This window comes from Rhizobium sp. PAMB 3174 (genome assembly GCF_052908375.1).
Map to the genome: position 1 here is coordinate 2,930,951 of NZ_CM128608.1, position 18,324 is coordinate 2,949,274.

At 61.2% G+C, this 18,324-nt stretch carries 18 protein-coding genes; 5 read left to right on the forward strand and 13 right to left on the reverse strand.

What is annotated here, in order from left to right:
• Nucleotides 1-24: 24 nt before the first annotated feature.
• Nucleotides 25-1,104: a flagellar biosynthesis protein FlhB gene (gene flhB / locus ACU5AY_RS14080; protein ID WP_446825945.1), complete on the forward strand. Its 1,080-nt coding sequence runs from the start codon at nt 25-27 to the stop codon at nt 1,102-1,104.
• Between the two features lie 208 nt (nt 1,105-1,312).
• A complete protein-coding gene (locus ACU5AY_RS14085; protein WP_446825334.1) occupies nt 1,313-1,762 on the forward strand; it encodes a hypothetical protein in 450 nt (149 codons plus the stop codon).
• A 34-nt stretch (nt 1,763-1,796) separates the two neighbouring features.
• Here the strand turns inward: ACU5AY_RS14085 and visR are convergent, their stop codons facing one another.
• The 12 genes from visR to ACU5AY_RS14145 form a co-directional block, all read right to left on the reverse strand.
• Nucleotides 1,797-2,546: a transcriptional regulator VisR gene (visR, locus tag ACU5AY_RS14090; protein WP_446825335.1), complete on the reverse strand. Its 750-nt coding sequence runs from the start codon at nt 2,544-2,546 to the stop codon at nt 1,797-1,799.
• Nucleotides 2,547-2,561: 15 nt separating this feature from the next.
• On the reverse strand, nt 2,562-3,278 hold the full coding sequence (gene visN, locus ACU5AY_RS14095) for a transcriptional regulator VisN (RefSeq protein WP_446825336.1): 717 nt from the start codon (nt 3,276-3,278) through the stop codon (nt 2,562-2,564).
• 348 nt (nt 3,279-3,626) lie between these two features.
• Nucleotides 3,627-5,324 carry a flagellar basal-body MS-ring/collar protein FliF gene (fliF, locus tag ACU5AY_RS14100; protein ID WP_446825337.1) on the reverse strand — a complete coding sequence of 566 codons (1,698 nt, stop codon included), beginning with the start codon at nt 5,322-5,324 and terminating at the stop codon, nt 3,627-3,629.
• A gap of 210 nt (nt 5,325-5,534) precedes the next feature.
• Complete coding sequence (gene cheT, locus ACU5AY_RS14105) at nt 5,535-5,921, reverse strand: chemotaxis protein CheT (protein WP_261931197.1); 387 nt, start codon at nt 5,919-5,921, stop codon at nt 5,535-5,537.
• Between the two features lie 13 nt (nt 5,922-5,934).
• On the reverse strand, nt 5,935-6,492 hold the full coding sequence (gene cheD, locus ACU5AY_RS14110) for a chemoreceptor glutamine deamidase CheD (RefSeq protein ID WP_446825338.1): 558 nt from the start codon (nt 6,490-6,492) through the stop codon (nt 5,935-5,937).
• Nucleotides 6,489-6,878 (reverse strand): response regulator, encoded by a 390-nt coding sequence (locus tag ACU5AY_RS14115; protein WP_261931199.1) that lies wholly within the window; start codon nt 6,876-6,878, stop codon nt 6,489-6,491. Before ACU5AY_RS14115 ends, cheD begins: the two co-directional genes overlap by 4 nt.
• A complete protein-coding gene (cheB, locus tag ACU5AY_RS14120; protein ID WP_446826683.1) occupies nt 6,878-7,924 on the reverse strand; it encodes a protein-glutamate O-methylesterase CheB in 1,047 nt (348 codons plus the stop codon). The genes ACU5AY_RS14115 and cheB overlap by 1 nt, the downstream gene beginning before the upstream one ends.
• On the reverse strand, nt 7,924-8,829 hold the full coding sequence (gene cheR, locus ACU5AY_RS14125; protein ID WP_446826684.1) for a protein-glutamate O-methyltransferase CheR: 906 nt from the start codon (nt 8,827-8,829) through the stop codon (nt 7,924-7,926). Before cheR ends, cheB begins: the two co-directional genes overlap by 1 nt.
• 162 nt (nt 8,830-8,991) lie before the next feature.
• On the reverse strand, nt 8,992-11,292 hold the full coding sequence (locus tag ACU5AY_RS14130; RefSeq protein ID WP_446826685.1) for a chemotaxis protein CheA: 2,301 nt from the start codon (nt 11,290-11,292) through the stop codon (nt 8,992-8,994).
• 13 nt (nt 11,293-11,305) lie between these two features.
• Nucleotides 11,306-11,671, reverse strand: coding sequence for a chemotaxis response regulator CheY1 (cheY1, locus tag ACU5AY_RS14135; protein ID WP_446825342.1), 366 nt, complete (start codon nt 11,669-11,671; stop codon nt 11,306-11,308).
• Nucleotides 11,668-11,970: an STAS domain-containing protein gene (locus ACU5AY_RS14140; protein WP_446825946.1), complete on the reverse strand. Its 303-nt coding sequence runs from the start codon at nt 11,968-11,970 to the stop codon at nt 11,668-11,670. The genes cheY1 and ACU5AY_RS14140 overlap by 4 nt, the downstream gene beginning before the upstream one ends.
• A gap of 59 nt (nt 11,971-12,029) precedes the next feature.
• Nucleotides 12,030-13,661, reverse strand: a complete 1,632-nt coding sequence (locus ACU5AY_RS14145) for a globin-coupled sensor protein (RefSeq protein ID WP_446826686.1) — start codon at nt 13,659-13,661, stop codon at nt 12,030-12,032.
• Nucleotides 13,662-14,267: 606 nt separating this feature from the next.
• Between ACU5AY_RS14145 and ACU5AY_RS14150 the strand changes: the two genes are divergently transcribed.
• Nucleotides 14,268-14,726: a YbaK/EbsC family protein gene (locus tag ACU5AY_RS14150; protein WP_446826687.1), complete on the forward strand. Its 459-nt coding sequence runs from the start codon at nt 14,268-14,270 to the stop codon at nt 14,724-14,726.
• Between the two features lie 23 nt (nt 14,727-14,749).
• Here the strand turns inward: ACU5AY_RS14150 and ACU5AY_RS14155 are convergent, their stop codons facing one another.
• Nucleotides 14,750-16,357 carry a sugar phosphorylase gene (locus ACU5AY_RS14155; protein WP_446826688.1) on the reverse strand — a complete coding sequence of 536 codons (1,608 nt, stop codon included), beginning with the start codon at nt 16,355-16,357 and terminating at the stop codon, nt 14,750-14,752.
• Nucleotides 16,358-16,693: 336 nt separating this feature from the next.
• On the opposite strand from ACU5AY_RS14155, the gene cueR reads away from it, so the two are divergent.
• Together cueR and ACU5AY_RS14165 are read left to right on the forward strand one after the other, a co-directional pair.
• Nucleotides 16,694-17,131 (forward strand): Cu(I)-responsive transcriptional regulator, encoded by a 438-nt coding sequence (cueR, locus tag ACU5AY_RS14160; RefSeq protein ID WP_446826689.1) that lies wholly within the window; start codon nt 16,694-16,696, stop codon nt 17,129-17,131.
• Nucleotides 17,132-17,329: 198 nt separating this feature from the next.
• Nucleotides 17,330-18,301, forward strand: coding sequence for a TRAP transporter substrate-binding protein (locus ACU5AY_RS14165; protein WP_446826690.1), 972 nt, complete (start codon nt 17,330-17,332; stop codon nt 18,299-18,301).
• The last annotated feature ends 23 nt before the right edge of the window (nt 18,302-18,324 follow it).

Below are 18,324 nucleotides of genomic sequence, written 5' to 3' on the forward strand. Positions count from 1 at the left end.
CCGGCTCTCTGAGAGGACCGAGCCCTGTCTGAAGATCAGGACAAAGACAGTAAAACAGAAGACCCGACGGAGAAGAAAATCCGTGACGCCATGGAGAAGGGCAATACGCCGTTCTCGCGGGAGGCGACCCTGTTTGCCGCGGCGCTCGCCGTCTATGTCTACCTGATCTTCTTCCTGCCCACCGGCATGCTCCGGCTCGGAGAATCGCTCAAGGACTTCTTCGGCCAGGCCGACCAGTGGCGCGTCGAGACCGGGCCGGACGTCACCTCGATCTTCGCCTTCATCGGCCGCGCCACGGCCGGTGTCATCGTGCCGGCCTTCCTTCTGCTCATGATCTTCGGGCTCGGATCCTCGATCCTGCAGAACCTGCCCTCGCCGGTGCTGGAGCGCATCCGCCCGCAATGGTCGCGAATTTCGCCAGCCGCGGGACTGTCGCGCATCTTCAGCGTGCCGGGCTTCGTCGAGTTCGGAAAGTCGATCTTCAAGATCGTGGTCGTGGCGGTGATCATGTTCTTCGTCCTGAAGGGCGAATATTTCTCGTCCATCGATGCCATGTTCTCCGACCCGCAGGTCATCTTCGTGAAGATGGCCAACATCATGCGGCGGATCATGGTCGTCATCCTGCTGGCGACCGCGGTGCTGGCCGCCATCGACATCTTCTGGACGCGCCATCACTGGTACGAAAAGCTGAAGATGACGAAGCAGGAGGTCAAGGAAGAACACAAGCAGTCCCAGGGCGATCCGATCGTCAAGGCGCGCCAGCGGTCGATCGCCCGCGACCGCGCCCGCCGCCGAATGATGGACAACGTTTCCCGCGCCACGCTGGTCATCACCAACCCGACGCACTATGCCGTCGCCCTGCGCTATGTGCGGGCCGAAAACGACGCGCCGGTGGTCGTCGCCAAGGGCAAGGACCTGATCGCGCTGCGTATTCGCGAGATTGCGACCCAGAACGAAATTCCGATTTTTGAAGATCCGCCGCTCGCCCGTTCCATGTTTGCGCAAGTCTCGGTGGATAGTGTCATCCCATCAGTCTTCTACAAGGCTGTCGCGGAACTCATTCACCGGGTCAACGCCGCAAAGATGCGGAACAGACGCCGGTAGAGCCACGAGGTTCGGCGGCAGCTTCCCAGGCGGAGCAGCGGCATGAACGAGCAATGGCAGCAGGCAATATTTTGCGGTCTTCCGGCCTTCCCGGACCACCACGGCGACGGATCGCCCTGCTGCATGCCCGCGTTCTGAACGCGGGCCTCTCCGGCACATTAATCCTTAAAACCCTTATTTCTCCACTTTACGAAACGGTCGGCTCTCCATGAGAAAATGCCCATACTCCGCCGAAAGAGAAAAGATCATTGCCGAAGCGATCAGCCCGGTTGCGACGGAATTGAGAATGATCGAAGTGGCCAATCTCGTCGCCTATCTGCACCTCGAGTGCTACGGCAACCTGTCGGACCTCGTATCATCGGCGGCCGAGCTGTATTTCCATCCGGGCACCGTCAATCTCGGCATGGGCGGCGATTACAAGATGGACTGGAACAGCGTTCCGGAAGTCACGCTCGACCTGGAGATCAAGGCCACGGGCGTTACCGCCTATACGCGTCTTTGCCTGACGGACAAGCTCGCCGGCGTGGAACTGACCCATATCGCCTTCCAGAACCCGGCGACGGATCCGCACACCAACACGATGTTCCTGCAGAAGGCGCTGAACGACTGCAAGTTCGTGAAATCAGCCGAACCGCCACCGCAGGCGATCGCCTGCTGACGGCAAAGTGCCCCTCCGGCGAAAATCCTGATGATCAGCTGATGTAGCCGAGGCGGATGGCCTTGGCGATTGCCTGGATCCGGTTGACCGAGTCGAGCTTCACGGTGGCCGAGCCAAGATAGGCATTGACCGTGTGCACCGACAGTCCCAGCCTGTCGGCAATCTCCTCGCTGATGCGGCCGTCTCCCGCAAGCTGCAGGCAGGCCACCTCGCGTTCCGACAGAACCTCCGACGGCGCGGCGCGGCGTTCGTCCTGGCCCAGCAGTTCCATCATGATCAGGCAGCACTTCTCGTGCAGGTCGATCAGCACGTCGCTGCTGATGTCGATGTAGTTGGCAGCGAAAATGACGAAGCCGTTGCCGATGGCGCCGAGCCGGACGGGAAAGGCGACGCCGGAAAACGGCAGGAGACGCGCCTTCAGCCGGACGACGAACGGTCCCGCGTCCGGCGCTTCCGCCGAACTGCTTTCGTCCGCGCCGTTCCAGAGAAGCGGCAGGAGGGAGCTCTCTATATGCGCCAGCAGGATGTCACCGTAAGCGGCGACGAACTGGGCGGAATAATTCTGGTCGACAGATCCCCAGTTCTCCATCTCGCAGAAGAGGCTGCGCTTGCCCGGCTGGCTGCCGCCGATGATGCGAAACACGGCACTGTGGCGGGCTTTCACCATGCGCTGCATGGTGACGAGATCGGGGAAAAGGTCCGAGCGGCTGGCCGCCGAACGCGTCGTACGGTTCGGTCGCAAGTCGCCATAGAGCATACGCTTCTTTTCGGGCAAATATTCCATTACGCCCTCCCCGCTTCACACCAGATTGTTGCGGACCGCATAGGCGATCGCTTCCGACCGCGTCTTCGTCGCGGTCTTGCGCATCACGCTGGTGATGTAGTTGTTGATGGTGTTGCGCGAGATGCCGAGGATGACGGCGATCTCGTCACTCGTCTTGCCTTCGGATATCCAGAAGAGACACTCGATCTCGCGCTCGGTCAGTTCGAAGTCGCGTTCCTGCCGGGTGCTGAAATTGTCGGCGACGCTAAAGAAGTAGCCCGTCAGGAGGCCGATGTTGCGCAGACGCTCCGGCGACAGGATCATGCCGTCGCGGTAGAGCAGCATCAGCGAAAGCCGCGTGCGCCCGACATTCAATGTCATGCTGCAGAACTCGCGGCTGAGCCCGGTTCCGATCACCGCATCTTCCGGCAGCAATGCGAAGGCGGGCTGGAAAAGCGAAAGGCACTTGTCGAGTTCGGTCGAGCGGGCATAGACGCCGGCCAGCTCCGTCGCCAGACGGCGGACGAGATCGAAGGGCCAGTCCGAGGAGACGATGAAGTCGAGGCCCTGCTCCTGGACGAGATCGTAGCGGGCCAGGAGAAAGCAGGAAGCGCCGACATGCTGGGTGAGATAGCGCAGACCGGTGGCGATGTCGGAGGAAACGGCAAGTTGGGCCAGCTTGTTGACGAGTTCTTCCTTCGTGTCGACCCGGCCGACACCCGCCTCCGCACCAAGGGGATCAGTCTCGTTCACAGTTCTGTCCCACTGTCCCATGTTCCCGCCTCAGCTGAATATTGAACTCCACCCGCAAGCCACGCTCAGCCTCATTACCACCTGTCGCCGCCCTCTTCCCTCCAGCGACAAAAGTCCGAATCCATAATCGAATCACCGTATTGTAGGACGATCTCGATCAAAGGCCAGATTTGCGTTTGAGGCTTTCTCCGCATTCACCGGACGGCCAAGCAGCCATCCGAACCCAAAATTCCATCATTGACAAATGATAGGCCACTTGCGGCGCCATCACAAACGAATTCCCGGCCAATCCACCGCCGAAGGCTCGCCGGCGACGTGCCGGCAATCCGTTGTCCGTAAAGTGCCGCGTCACGCCGCCTCATCGATCGCCCACTTGCGCAGGATCTTCGCGGCCCGCTCTTCGCTGATTTCGACCATGCGCGACAGGCGCCGTTCCGGACCTTCCTTGACCTTGCGGTTGAAGCCGCCGCCTTCGGTGTCCATGGTGAGCAGGTCTTCGGTGCTGTCGAAGCCGAAGTCGGAGCCGAAGCCTTCCATGAGCGCGCCGGGGCCAGCCGCCGTGTCGCCGAGGGCCGGCGAAAAGTCGGGCAGTTCGAGACCGAGGTCCTCTTCCAGGCCAGCCTGGTTGATGCCGGCCTGGCCGCCGACACCGATCGACTTCAACAGCGGGCGGAAGCCCATCCAGACAACCAGGAACGCCACCAGGACGAAAGCCGCGGAGTTGATGATGCCGGCGAGGTTGCGGCTCAGCATGTCCATCACGCCAGGCGCCGCCGATTCGTCGTTCAGCAGTTCGTTCTCCATGAAGTCCATGGCGGTGATCGTCACGACGTCGCCGCGCTCGACGTCGAGGCCGGCGGCGGACGTCACGATCTTCTGCATCTCGGCAAGATAGGCATCGATCTTCGCCTGATCGGCCGGCTGGCCGACCATCGCGGCAATCCGGTTCTTGTTGACGACAACCGCGACCGACATCTTCTCGACCCGATAGCCGTTGCGGACCGTCGCGATCGTCTTGCTGTTGATCTCGTAGTTAGTCTGTTCTTCCTTCTTGTCCTGCTGATCGGACGATTCCGGACCGGAGCCACCATTGGCATTGGCAGCCTGCGGGACGTTCTGCTCGACGGTGGCGGCAGTGTCAGCCTGCTTCTGCAAGGACTTCTGCGTGTCCTTGGTGACGCGGATCGACCGTTCGACCTTCGATTCGGGATCGTAGGTGGTCTCCTGGATCTGCTGGGTGTCGGTGTTGACGGCAACGGTCACGCTGGACCGGAAATTGTCGAGCCCGAGGAACGGCGCCAGCGCCTTGTCGATGTTGGATTCAACTTCGCTCTGGACATTCTCGGCAACACCGAGATTGCGGCCGAGACCGTTGTCCCCGCCTTCCGTACCGGAAGCCAGCAACTGGCCGGCCGAATCCAGAACGGTCACGTCATCGACCTCAAGGCCTGGCACGGAAGCCGCGACGAGATGGCGAATGGAAGGGGCCACCTTGCGGCCAGTCGACGAGCTGGCGCGGATCATGACGGAAGCCGTCGGTTTCTGCTCGCCACGGCGGAAATTGCCGATGTCGGCCATGACGATGTGGACGCGGGCGGCCGTGATGCCGTTGATGGCCTGGACCGTGCGGGCGATTTCGCCTTCGAGTGCACGCACACGCGTCACTTCCTGCATAAAGGATGTCAGGCCCAGCGATCCGACATTGTCGAAGAGTTCGTAGCCGGCATTAGAGCTGTTTGGCAGGCCGCGTTCGGCCAAGAGCAGCCGGGCCCTGCCCGTCATGCCAGCCCGCACCGAAATGCTGGAGCCATCGGCGCCGATCTCGAAATCGACGCCGGATTCGGCAAGTACGAGACTGATCTGATTGAGGTCCTGCGCATCCAGGCCGATATACAGGTTTTCGTAGGCTGGCTTGTTCACGAAGAAGGCGGCGGCAAGCACGAGCGCCAGCGAGACGATGCCGATGCCAGCGAGCGCGAAGAGCCGCGCTTTGCCAAGAGAGGCTAGGTTACGAAGTACCTGGGGTAACTGGTTCAACAGATTCATTCTGTTCTCACGCTAGAAAACTGCAAGCGGCCGCTATTGGATCGCCTGGAACACTATGCAGTGAAACTTGCGCGAGCGTTTCGGGTGACTGGCCGGCGAACAACGCACAGAGCCGGAAACAGGAAACGGCGCCCGAAGGCGCCGTTTTCAAAGGGATTTTATTGTTCGCTCTAGGCCTGTACGGCCCAATTGCCTGCGCCCGACGGCAGGCTAGAAGAGATCGCAGTCGCCGACCGCCTTGGTCAGCGGCTGGGAATGGCCGTGACGGATCGCGCCGCCAAGCGCCCTCTGCATGTCGGCAAGCTTCACGAGGTTCAGCGCGGTCGCCAGGTCGACGAGCAGACCCTCGGGGATCGAGGCCGTCACCGTATCGATGAATTCGGCCAGTCCACGCGTCTTCTGCACGGCAAGATCGATGCCCTGCAGGACCTTCATGCAGTCCGGATGCTGCATGAAATCGACGCCGGCAAGTTCGTGCAGCTGCGGCTCGATGCGCTCGATGAGATAGGCAACGTCATGCAGTTCAGAAACCACACGCATGAGAACGTCCGGCAGTGCATCCTCATAGGCTTTTTCGTCGGTGTTGCTGACCTGCATTGGACCCTCGTTCTCAGAAAAATTCGATTGAGTTGTCGACCGGCTTCGGCGCGACAACCGGGCGACGCTGTTCCAGCGCGACCGTCTTTTGGGTTTCGGCACCGGTCAACGGATGCTGGCGCGCACGGCCGCTGATCGGCCAGTATTCGAGTTTCCGGCCGTGGTCCCCGCCTGTCGACGACCCGACGATCGGAATGCCTTCATCCTTGAGGAACTGGGTGGCGAAAGCCGCGTTCTGCTCGCCGACATTGGAGAAGGAGGCAATGGTCTTGGCGCCGCCAAAGATCTTCGCTTCCAGGCGGTCGCGCCGTGCGCCCGCCTTCAGCAAGCCGTTGATCAGCAACTCCATCAAATGAACGCCATAGCGGGTGGCGTCGCCACCGGCGGCTAGGGAAGCAGCATTTCCCGGAAGGAGGAAATGGTTCATGCCCCCGACGCCGGCGACCGGATCACGCATGCACGCAGCCACGCACGAGCCCAGAATGGTCGTCAGGACGACATCCGGATCATTCGAGATTTTGTACTCGCCTTGAATTATGTGGACTCGTTTGACTGGTGCGTCGAGTGTCATTTAAGCGCTCCGAATACCGCTTCGATCGAGGCTTTCATCTTTTCGATGGTGAACGGCTTCGCCAGGACGTTGTTGGCACCGAGCTGGGCAGCCTTCTGCACCAGTGCACGGTCGCCCTGCGCCGTCAGAATGATGAACGCGGCCTTCTTCGTCGCCGGATTGCTGCGCACGGCCTGGAGCAGCCCGAGCCCATCCATCTTCGGCATGTTGAAGTCCGAAATCACGAGGTGATGCGGCTGCTGCTGCATGATCTTCATGCCCTGCTCGCCATCGCCTGCGGCCGTGATCTGCTTGAAACCGAGCTGGGTCAAAGCATCACTCAACAACAGGCGGCTCGTGACCTGATCGTCGACGATCAGCACTTTTATCTTTTCCGCTAGCGACATTATTCTATCCCTTCCTTCCGGGCGGCTGTCATTTTCAATATCTCTTCCCCTATGGAGCCAAGGGGGAGCTGCTGCTCTACGGCTCCAATCTCGTAGGCAACTCTCGGCATTCCATAAACCACGCAAGTCTTCTCGTTCTGGCCGATGGTGCTGGCACCCGCGCGGCGCATCGCCAGAAGTCCGTTTGCTCCGTCGCGACCCATGCCGGTCAGGATGACACCGACGGCCTTGCGGCCGGCGATCTCGGCGACCGAGTTGAACAGGACGTCGACGGATGGCCTGTGACCGTTCACGGGGCCGCTGTCAATCAGCCGGCAGCACGGTGCCGACGGATTGACGATCTGCAGGTGACGCTCGCCGCCCGGTGCCAGGTAGATCTTGCCGATCTCCAGCCGGGCTCCGTCTGTTGCTTCGGTGACGACCGGCGCGCAGAGACGGTTCAGGCGTTCGGCGAAGCTTGTGGTGAACGTCCCCGGCATATGCTGGGTGATCACCGTCGGCGGGCAATTGGCCGGAAAGTTCTGCAGCACCGTGATCAGGGCTTCGACACCGCCAGTCGAGGATCCGATCGCGACGATCTTGCGGCCTACATGATATTCGGAGACGGCGCGCGGAGGCTGCGGCTGCGGCGTGGCCGTACGGATGTAACGATGCTGCGAGCGGGCGGCGGCCTTGACCTTCTCTGCAAGATCGAGGAACGGCACGCGCTCGCCGGGCGCCGGCTTGCCGACGCAGTCGAAAGCGCCGATTTCAAGGGCGGCCAGCGTGGCGCCGGCACCGCGATGGGTCATCGAGGAGACCATGATGACCGGCATTGGCCGGAGCTTCATGATCTTTTCCAGGAACTCCAGGCCGTTCATGTTCGGCATCTCGATGTCGAGCGTGACGACATCCGGGTTCAATTGCTTGATGGCCTGGCGGGCTTCCATCGCATCGCCGGCCTGGCCGATGACGGACACTTCCGGATCGGCATTCAGGACGGCGGTGATCAGACCGCGCATGGTCGGTGAATCATCGACGACGAGGACACGTGCGGGCATGCTCATTAGCTTTTCCTCCCGCCCTTGCCGATATAGCGATATGTGGTGATGCCGATGTTGTCGAATTCGTCCTTGGCGGGACCCGACACGCGCTCGGAATGACCGATGTAGAGATGGCCGCCGAGCGGCATGAGGCCGGCGAACCGGTTCCAGATCTTCACCTGCGTCGGCTCGTCGAAATAGATGACGACGTTGCGGCAGAAGATGACGTCGAACTGGCCCTTGAACGGCCATTGCGCCATGAGATTCAGCTCGTTGAAGGTGATCAGCTTCTTGACGCGGTCGTCGATCTGCAGTTTGCGGCGGCCGTTGACATCGACGTCCTTGAACCACTGGCGGCGCATTTCCGGCGAGATCGTATCGGCGGACGAATGGTCATAGGCGCCAGCCCTGGCGATCGCCAGAATCTTCGGATCGATATCCGTCGCAAGGATGCGGAAGTCGTAATCGGCGATGTTCGGCGCCATCGCCAGCACGGTCAGGGCAATCGAATAGGGCTCCTGTCCGTCCGAACAGGCCGCCGACCAGATCCGCACCCGGCCGCCCGACTTGGCGCGCTGGATGAGGTCCGGCAGGACATCGGCCTTCAGATGATCGAAATGATGGTTCTCGCGGAAGAACTTCGTGAAGTTCGTCGTCAGGTGCGACAGCATCTCGCGGCGCTCGGGCGCTCCCTGTTCGGAAGACACGAGTTCGCAATATTCGCGGAAACCGCTGAGCCCCAGATTGCGGATGTGCTTGGACAGCCGCGAATAGACGAGCGACGCCTTCGTCTCATTGAGGAAGATGCCGGCATCCGCATAGATCATTGCCGCGATTTCGGTCAGGTCGCGCCGGGTCAGCGGATATTCACCGCTGGCCAGGACATCGTCCGCCGACTGCCTTGTATCAGAAGCACGCATTAAACTCATACGATCACACTTCCCATGCCGTCGTTTCCGATTCGGCTGCTTGGAGGCCTGTTTCTGGTCGCGACACCCAACGCCCGCGCTGCGGACGAGGTGCGGTGCGCATCAAACCGATGCCCCGCGGCACCGCCTGTCGTTGTTGCCGATGTCGAGACCATTGTCATATCACCCTGCCGCTGCCATCGCGTTCGCGCTGAGTGACTGTCCCCGGGATGCGGCGCAAACCGCGTCCACATCAAGAATGAGAGCCACCCGGCCGTCTCCAAGGATCGTCGCAGCGGCGATCCCGGGTACATGCGTGTAATTTGCCTCAAGACTCTTAATAACCACCTGACGCTGGCCCTGGATCGCATCGACCATGAGCGCACGCTGTCCGCCACTCTCGGATTCGACGAGAAGCGCCACACCCTCGACCGGGTCCGCGCTGGTGGCGCGGTAGTTCAGGATGCGGCCGACATCGACCAGCGGGCAGAAGCCGTCGCGGATCGAGAGCAGGCGATGGTTGGAGCCGTAGGAGTGAATGGACTTCGCCTCCGGCTGCAACGTCTCGACGATGGCCGTCAGCGGCACGACGAGCGTCTGTCCGGCAACCGTGACGACCATGCCGTCGAGGACGGCGAGCGTCAGCGGCAGGCTCATGGTGAAGACGGAGCCCTTGCCGGGCGTCGACGAGATCGAGATACGGCCGCCAAGAGCCTGGATGGAGCGCTTGACCACATCCATGCCGACGCCGCGTCCGGAAATGTCCGAGATCTTGTCGGCGGTCGAGAAGCCCGGCAGGAAGATCAGGTTGTCGATCTCCTCATCGGAGAGCGGCGTTTCGGAGGTGATCAGATCGTTGTCGATCGCCTTCTGGCGGACGCGCTCGCGGTTGATGCCGGCGCCGTCGTCGGCAAGCTCGATCAGGATGCGGCCCGAACGATGCTTTGCGGACAGGCGGACCGTGCCTTCCGGGTTCTTGCCGGCGGCTTCGCGCTTCTCAGGTGTTTCCACGCCGTGGTCTACGGCGTTACGGATCATGTGCGTCAGCGGCTCGGCCAGCTTGTCGATGACCGTCTTGTCCACTTCGGTATTTTCACCCTCGGTGATCAGGCGGATCTGTTTGCCGGTCATGTCGGCCACTTCGCGCACGATGCGCGACATGCGCTGGAAGACCGGCTTGACCGGCTGCGCGCGGATGGCCATCACGCTGTCCTGGATCTCGCGGGTGAGCTGCTGCAGCTCCTCGAGACCCATGTTCATCGAATTGGTGCCGGAGGCGTCGTTCTCGATGACGCTCTGAGAGAGCATCGCCTGGTTGATAACGAGCTCGCCGACGAGGTTGATCAGGCGATCGACGCGGTCGAGATCGACGCGGATCGTCTGGGCGACACCGGCGCCGGCGGAGTTCTGTGCCTGGGCGGCAGCCGCAAGCGCGGCGGCCTTTTCAGCCTCGGATGTCGAGGATGCGGTCTGGCGGAAGACGTCGCGCGCCGTTTGTGCGGCAGCAATGGCGTCGGCGATCGGGGCTGCGATGGGCGCTGCGGGAGCCGGACGAACCGGCTCGACAACAGTCTCCATGACCGGCGCTTCATCTTCTTCGTCGGCGCCATCAAGGGCGGACAGATCGAAGGGAACCGGAACCATCGGGAGTTCGGAGGCATCGTCCTCGGCGTCGACGGCATGGGCCGTTATCTCGAGATCACAATCCCACTCGGCGAATTCGAAGACTGTGCGGATGCCTTCTTCGCCCTTCTCCGTTTCGATGGAAATATCCCAATGGAAGTAGGCACCTTCCGGATCCATCTGGTCGAGAACCGGAAGAGATTCCATGTCGCAGCGGATGCTCATTGCGCCGATGCGGGACAGATCGCGCAGCAGGAGGGCCGCTTCATTGCCCTTGTTGTAAAGTTCGGCGCGCGGCTTGAACTTCACATCGAAGGACGGAACCGGTGCGGACGCTTCCTCATCGCCGCCGAAATCGTCGAAGGAGAACGGGATCGGCGCGAAGCCCTCCTCGCCAACTGACGGCTGTGGAGCAGCGGCCGGAGCTGGCTTGGGTGCAGGTGCAGGCGTCGGCGCGGCGGCGGAGGGTGCTGGCATTTCCCCCTTGGCGAGCGCCTCAAGCTCCTTGACGAGACCCGCGCTTCGGCTCGGGTCGACGCTTCCGCCGTCACGGGCAGCCGTGGTCAGGTCGGCAAGCACGTCGGCCGACTTGAGCATCACCTTCATGACGTCCAGGTTGGGCTCAAGCTTGTTGGATCGAACGCAATCAAGAGTGGTCTCGAAAACATGCGCGAAAGCCACCAGATCATCGAGGCCGAACGCGCCCGCGCCGCCCTTGATCGAATGGACGGCCCGGAACACGGCATTCACCGTTTCGGGATCACGATCGCCATCATTCATCTTCAGGAGACCGGATTCCAGTTCTGCGAGCTGCTCTTCGCACTCCTGGAAAAAGATCTCTTTGATTTCGTTCATATCCATAGGAATTATCCCGTTAGGCGGTTACACGCTCAATCGCATCGATCAGTTTGGTCGGATCGAAAGGCTTTACGATCCAGCCGGTCGCACCGGCCTGACGGGCGCGGTTCTTCTTCTCGGCGTCGCTTTCGGTCGTCAGGACAAGGATCGGAATGGCGCGATACTTGTCGTTCTTGCGGACGCCCTCGATGAAGCCGAAGCCATCCAGACGCGGCATGTTGATGTCCGTGACAATGACATCGGGGCATGCGTTTTCAAGGACTTCCAGTCCTTCGATGCCGTCTTCGGCCTGGATCGTTTCGAACCCGGCGTTGTTCAACGTCACGAGGAGCATGTTACGAATGGTCCGTGAATCATCCACGGTAAGCACTCTTTTCTTCATTGCTGAATCTCCTTAGCCAGCAGGTGATCAATGTTGACGCCGATGAGCTGCAGCGTCTTTGAAAATACGTCCGAGACCTTGTTGAACACGAAGGCCTTCTTGTCTTCTTCCCAGGCCCTGGAGCCGGCGATCAGCACCTGGACGCACTGGGCGCCGACCCGTTCGACGCCAGATGCGTCGAGGGCAAGGTCCTTGCCGCGCAGTTCCATGAGCTTGCCGTGCAGGGCGGAAGCTTCGTTGAGGTCGAGAACGGCAGACAGCTTCAGCTCCGCAGTCTCACTCTTTTTCTTCGTCATCAGAACCTTCCTTGTTCCAGACCGCATTTCATGTTTCCGATGCCCGCCCGCGAAAGCGTGCATCAACCTCCGGCAGCGCCGGCAATGGCGATCGCCGGGACGGCGGCGACCTCCCAATCAAGTTCCCTGTCCAGCATGTCCTGCGCTTCCTCGGCGAAACGCACGGGCGCGATTTCGACGCGCGCCACCGGCCGGGCTGCAGCAAACTGCCGCTGGTAACGGAATTCCCTGACCGTCGCGCCGAGTTCGACGATAACGGTGTGCAGATCCTCGGCGTCCTGCCCGGAACGGACGGCACCTTCGGTGTTCTGCGCGATGGCGGAGCGCGCCGAGCTCAGTTCTTCGGACAGGCGCTTCAACTCGCTGGCATGGCTGCCGGTGTCGCGGGCAATGCCGGCGATGGAATCGCTGATGCCGTTGACCTGGGTGACGATCTCGCCGATGGCGTTCTGCGTGCGGGCAACCATTTCGACGCCTTCGTCGACCTGGGCCTTGGTGTTGGTGACCAGCGCCTTGATCTCGCGCGCAGCTTCCGCCGAGCGCTGCGCCAGGCCGCGGACTTCCTGCGCGACGACCGCAAAGCCGCGACCGGTTTCGCCGGCGCGGGCTGCCTCGATGCCGGCATTCAGCGCCAGAAGGTTGGTCTGGAAGGCAATCTCGTCGATGACGCCGATGATCTTGCCGATCTCGTCCGCCGACGTCTCGATACCGGACATGGCAGAAATCGCCTGGCCGACGATCTGACCGCTTGTTTCGGCCGATTGCCGCGTCTTCGCCACGGCCTCTTCCGCGCCGCGGGTCATCTCGGCGTTGCGGCGGACGTCGACCGTCAGGTCGCCAAGCGCCTGTACCGAACCCTCCAGCGACCGGCACTGGTCGAGCGCCCTGGCCGCGAAGTCGCGGGCTTCCGCGGAGATCGTTCCGGTCTGCTCTTCAGTCTGCGAGATAACACCGGAGAAGCGGATGAAATTGTCCTGCAGGGCTTCCATGGCCGTGTTCAGCTGTTCGGCCAGATGCGCGTAGTTGCCGGCATCCGCGACATCGGCGCGGGCGGTCAGGTCATTCTGGGACAGTGCCGCCAGCACGGAGCCGAAGATCTCTTCGACCTGCGCCTGCTCGGCCTTGCGCTGTGCGGCCATCTGCTGCTTGTGTTCCACGCGCAGGGCATTGAACCGCAGCGAAACGGCGATCTCGACATCGACCAGAACCAGACGAATGATCGCGGCGGCCAGGTCGGACATTTCCTGCGCCCGCTTCTTGCCGGAAGACAGCAGCGAGCGGCCGGCCGCTTCGCCGATGATCGTCGACAGCAGGTGTTCGAGGACGACCGCATGGCCGGCAACGTGCCAGCGGGGATCGAGCCCCATCTTGGATTCCGCATCCGAAAGAACCTTCACGCGCTCGGCGTAGAGGCTGTCAAAGCGGGCGTCGGTCAGAACATCCCAATGGGATGCCTGCAGGTCGTGCAGACGTTCGATCTGGCGCTCGCTCGTGAAATTCGCAGAGGCTTCAGGGATCGACTGGAAACGATGGAAAAGGTCGCGCAGGCCGGCATTGACGCTCGCCTGCATCTGGGGACGATGGCGGCGCAGGAGATCACATTCGTCCGCGCTCAAGCCGGCAAAACGCAGGCGCTCGCGCAGGCTTCCAGCCCTCGCTCCGCTCACCTGTTCTGTCGTCGGCTTGTTGTTCAAGTCCAGTCCCCGCAATACCCCATGGCCGGAAGGCCGAAAAACCAATTTTCATGATCCGGCGGCCATGGGGACATTCCTCACAGGAACGCTCTCCGGCCACGCAAAATACTCGCAAAATATTGGCTTGATTACATACCGGCCCAAGTCCGGTTTCGACGGTTGCGGCGTCATGCCTTATGGGAATTTCGGCAGCAGATATCCCATTCCGACGTACAAGCTAATCATTATGGTTAATTCCTTGCTTGAAGGTTAATTTTTGGTGCCGTGAACCGAACTAGTCAGATTTAACCACTTCATCATCTTCGCCGAAGAAGGCCGGCGAAAGCCAGAAGCAAGGTTATCCCGTTATCAAGGCATGAGGGTATAGCGGGTAGACAGTATCGGGGGGTGTAACCGTGGTTGTTCTTGGTATCGCAGCATTCATTCTTTCAGCGGCCACGCTCGGCGCGATGACGCTTCTGATCAACATCGAGCGGCGGCGCGAGCTGCCCGGCTTTCACATTTTCTGACAAGGCGAAGCATCGACTTCCGTCGTTCCGGCCAGTTGACATCGGTCGCCCTGCTTGGGAATGTCCGCGCGGCATTTCACATGGCAGGTATTTTTCGATGAGCCTTTCTTCCGTCAAAGCATTTTTCGCCGACAACGCACCGGACATTTCCGTAATCGAACTGGAGCAGAGCACGGCAACCGTCGAGCTCGCCGCTCAGGGTCACGGCGTCGAGCCCGGCCAGATCGCCAAGACCTTGGCGCTGAAGCTGGACGGCGGCACGGTCCTTTTGGTCGCCAAGGGCGACGCCCGTCTCGACAACCAGAAATTCAAGGCGCAGTTTAGCGCCAAGCCGCGGATGCTGGATCTGTCGGAGGTTGAGGCCGAAACCGGCCATCCGGTCGGCGGCGTCTGCCCCTTCGGCCTGCCCCGCGCCATGAAGGTCTACTGCGATGTGTCGCTCAAGGCCTATGACATCGTCGTGCCGGCCGCCGGCGCCATCAATGCCGCCGTCAAAATCGAGCCGAACCGGATGGCAGACCTGACCGGCGCCGAGTGGATCGACGTCTGCAAGTAATGTGGCGACACGCCTTCCCTGCCCTACCCGCTGCGATTGGTGATCCACCGGCATTGGTAGGGCGCGAAGACAATATCGCCGCCCTGGGCGCGGATCGTCTCGCCTGAGAGGAGATCCTGCCAGTTGGCGCCACCGATCAGGTTCAGCGACATGGCGGGAATGACGACCTCCTCGTCGGTCATGTTGTTGACGGCAAAGATGCTCTGCGACCGGTCCATGCTCTGGCGCCAGAATCCGAACAGCTTTTCGCCGAGATGCAGCGTGAACTGCGTCGCATTCGGGTGAAAGGCCGGCTGGCGGATGCGGATGGCCAGCATGCGCTTCATCTCGGCAAACACCCGCGCATGCCGGCTTGTGTCATCGGCCAGCGCCTCGCGCAGATCCGGATAATGCCAGCGATGGCGGTTGATCGCCCTATTGTGCTGAGATTTTTCGACGCCTTCATAATCGTTGGGCGTCGCGAGCAGCGAATGGATGTAGAAAGCGGGAATGCCTTCCAGCGCCATGGCGATCGCCTGGCTGCAGAGGAAGCGCTCGCTGTTCCACTGGTCCTCCCCCTTCACCGTGCCCTTCAGCGCATCGTAGAGCGAGACGTTGAGCTCATAGGCCTTGACGCCGCCGTCCGGCAACTTGCGCATGCTGACGAGGCCGCCGAAGCCCTTGACCGTCTCGATCATCGCGGCGATCTCCTCGTCGGGGACGAGGCCTTCGGCCGGGCGCAGGCCGATGCCGTCATGCGAGGCGGTGAAATTGAAGTATGCGCAGCCGAGCTGGGCCGGCGGCATCGCCATCTGCCAGGCGTTCAGCGAGCGTGAGGTGCCGTTGAGCAATCCGTGCAGGATCAGCGGCGGCAGCGAGAAATTGTAGATCGCATGCGCCTCGTTGCGATTGCCGAAATAACTGAGGTTCTCCACGTTCGGCACGTTGGTCTCGGTGATCAGGACCAGCTGCTCCTCGGCGAAATCGGCGAGAAGCCGCATGAGCCGGACGATCTCGTGCGTCTGGCGCAGATGGATGCAGCTGGTGCCGACTTCCTTCCAGACGAAGGCCACGGCGTCGAGACGGATCGTGCGCACGCCCTTGTCGATGTGCATGCGCATGATGCGCAGGAATTCGAGCAGGACCTCGGGATTGGAGAAATCGAAATCCACCTGGTCGTGGCTGAAGGTGCACCAGACATGGCGGATGCCGTTCGCCGTCTCGACCTCACGCAGCAGCGGATGGGCGCGCGGGCGCACCACCTCGGAAAGATCGTCCTCAGGCGAGGCCTCGAAGAAGAAGCGGTCATAGGGCGCGTGTCCCTGGCGATATTCGTTGAACCAGTGCGACTGGCTGGAGCAGTGGTTCAGGACCAGGTCGGACATCAGCCGGAACTCGCCGGCAATGCGTTCGACATCCTCCCAGTCGCCGAGAATACTGTTGACCGCCCGGTAGTCGGTGATCGCGAAACCGTCGTCCGAGGTGTAGGGAAAGAACGGCAGGATATGCACCGAATTGACGGTGCCCTTGAGGTATCGGCGCAGGAAGTCGTAGAGCAGGTCGAGCGGCTTGTGTTCGCCGTCCACAAGGCTGTTGCCGTAGGTGATGACGTAGGCGTCGCGCTCGTTCCAGATCGTGTTGTTTTGAAGCATGCGCCCGCGTTTTCGCGGCGTGTGGTCCATTCCCCAGAAGGCTGACACGATATTGTCCGCCAGCTGCCCCGCATCGAGATCGGGATAAATGGAGCCGACCAGAACCCGTATGCCGTCACGGAGGCGCCGGGGAGCCACCCTTCCGGAAGCGGGCATGGCGGCATCAGGCGGAGGCGTTACTTGCTGCATCGCAAAAAGTTAACATGATGAACGCGTTTGGCAACTGCAAACCGGCAGTCGTACCGAAAATGACAGTACACTTGACCTTGCCACGATGGGAAGGTCTATGATCCGTAAGATCAAAGGCAACCGCCACAGGTGGCCGGGGAGAAAACGATGAACATAGGCGAAACCGCAGGCGCATCGGGCGTTTCGGCGAAAATGATCCGCTACTACGAGACCGTCGGTCTCATCCGTCCGGCCCACCGGACGGAGAACAACTACCGGGTCTATGGCGAAGACGATGTGCATACGCTGCGTTTCATCAAGCGGGCCCGCAATCTCGGTTTCTCGCTCGAGGAAACCGCAACGCTCCTGGGGCTCTGGCGCGACAAGACGCGCGAAAGCCGCGAGGTCAAGCGGGTCGCCGAGGCCCACATAGACGCTCTGGAAAGCCGGATCGCCGAACTGCAGGACATGGTCGGAACGCTCAAGCACCTCGCGCATTGCTGCTCCGGCGACAACCGGCCCGACTGCCCGATCCTCAACGACCTCGCGGAGATCAAGCCGACATCGACGCCGAAGGCTGCAAGCGCCCGCCGAAATGCCTCTTGACGCCAGTCGCGTATGACAGGGTCGCGTGGAAGACAATATTGTCAAACGGATGCAATCCGATCCTCTTGGTGACTGTACTTCCGGTTGAGAGGCATAATCGGCAAAAATGGATGCATAACTTTTTTGCGTTGGCGTACGACGCCCTTTTCGTAATCATTGGATTATCAGTTCCACATCCAAGAACAACGAGGGGAAACCATGAAATCCGGATTGAACTATCTCTCTGTAACCATCGCCGCGCTGCTGCTTTCGAGCGCAGCCCATGCCGAGACCCTGCGTCTTGCGCATGAATCATCGTCCAACAGCCTGATCCAGGAAGCGAGCCTTCTTTTCGCCAAGACCGTATCGGAGAAATCAGGTGGCGATCTCGAGGTCCAGGTATTCCCCGACGGCCAGCTCGGCGATGAAGCCGCAATTGCCGACGGCGTCGGCAACGGCTCCATCGATATCGGCCTCGGCGGCGTCGTCGACCCGATCGATCCGAAGCTCAACGTCATTACGCTGCCGTTCCTCTTCAAGGATCTCGATGCCGTACACGCCTTCCTCGACGGCCCGGTCGGCAAGGAAGTCTTCAGCACCGGCGCGGATAACGGCTTCCACATGCTCGGCGCACTCGACTCCGGCTTCCGTCAGTTCGCGCTGACCAAGGGTGCAGTCAATACGCCGGCCGACATGAAGGGCGTCAAGGTCCGCGTGCCCGGCAATCCGGTGCTGCTCGCCACCATGAACGCGCTCGGCGCCTTGCCGCAGTCCATTCCGTTCGGCGAAGTCTACACCGCCCTGCAGTCGGGCGTCGTTGACGGCACCGAGCCGGAAATGCGCGATTTCGCCGACCAAAAATGGTATGAAACGACGAAGTACATGTCGCTGTCGAACTATGTCTGGACGCCCAACTACTGGTTCATGAACAATGACCGCTACGAAGGCCTGTCCGACAAGGACAAGGCTGCCGTCGACGAAGCCGTCGTCGAGACGACGGCCTGGTATCGCGAGAAGCTGGCGAACACCTATGCCGAGGTCCAGAAGACCCTCGAAGAAAACGGCGTGACCTTCAACACCGTCGACCAGGCACCGTTCCGCGACATGGTCGGTCCCGTCTACGCCCAGTTCGGCAAGGAATGGGGCGACGACCTGGTTGCCAAGGTTCGCAGCGCCGCTGCCGGCAACTAAGCCTTCAAAGCCTCCCAGGGCGC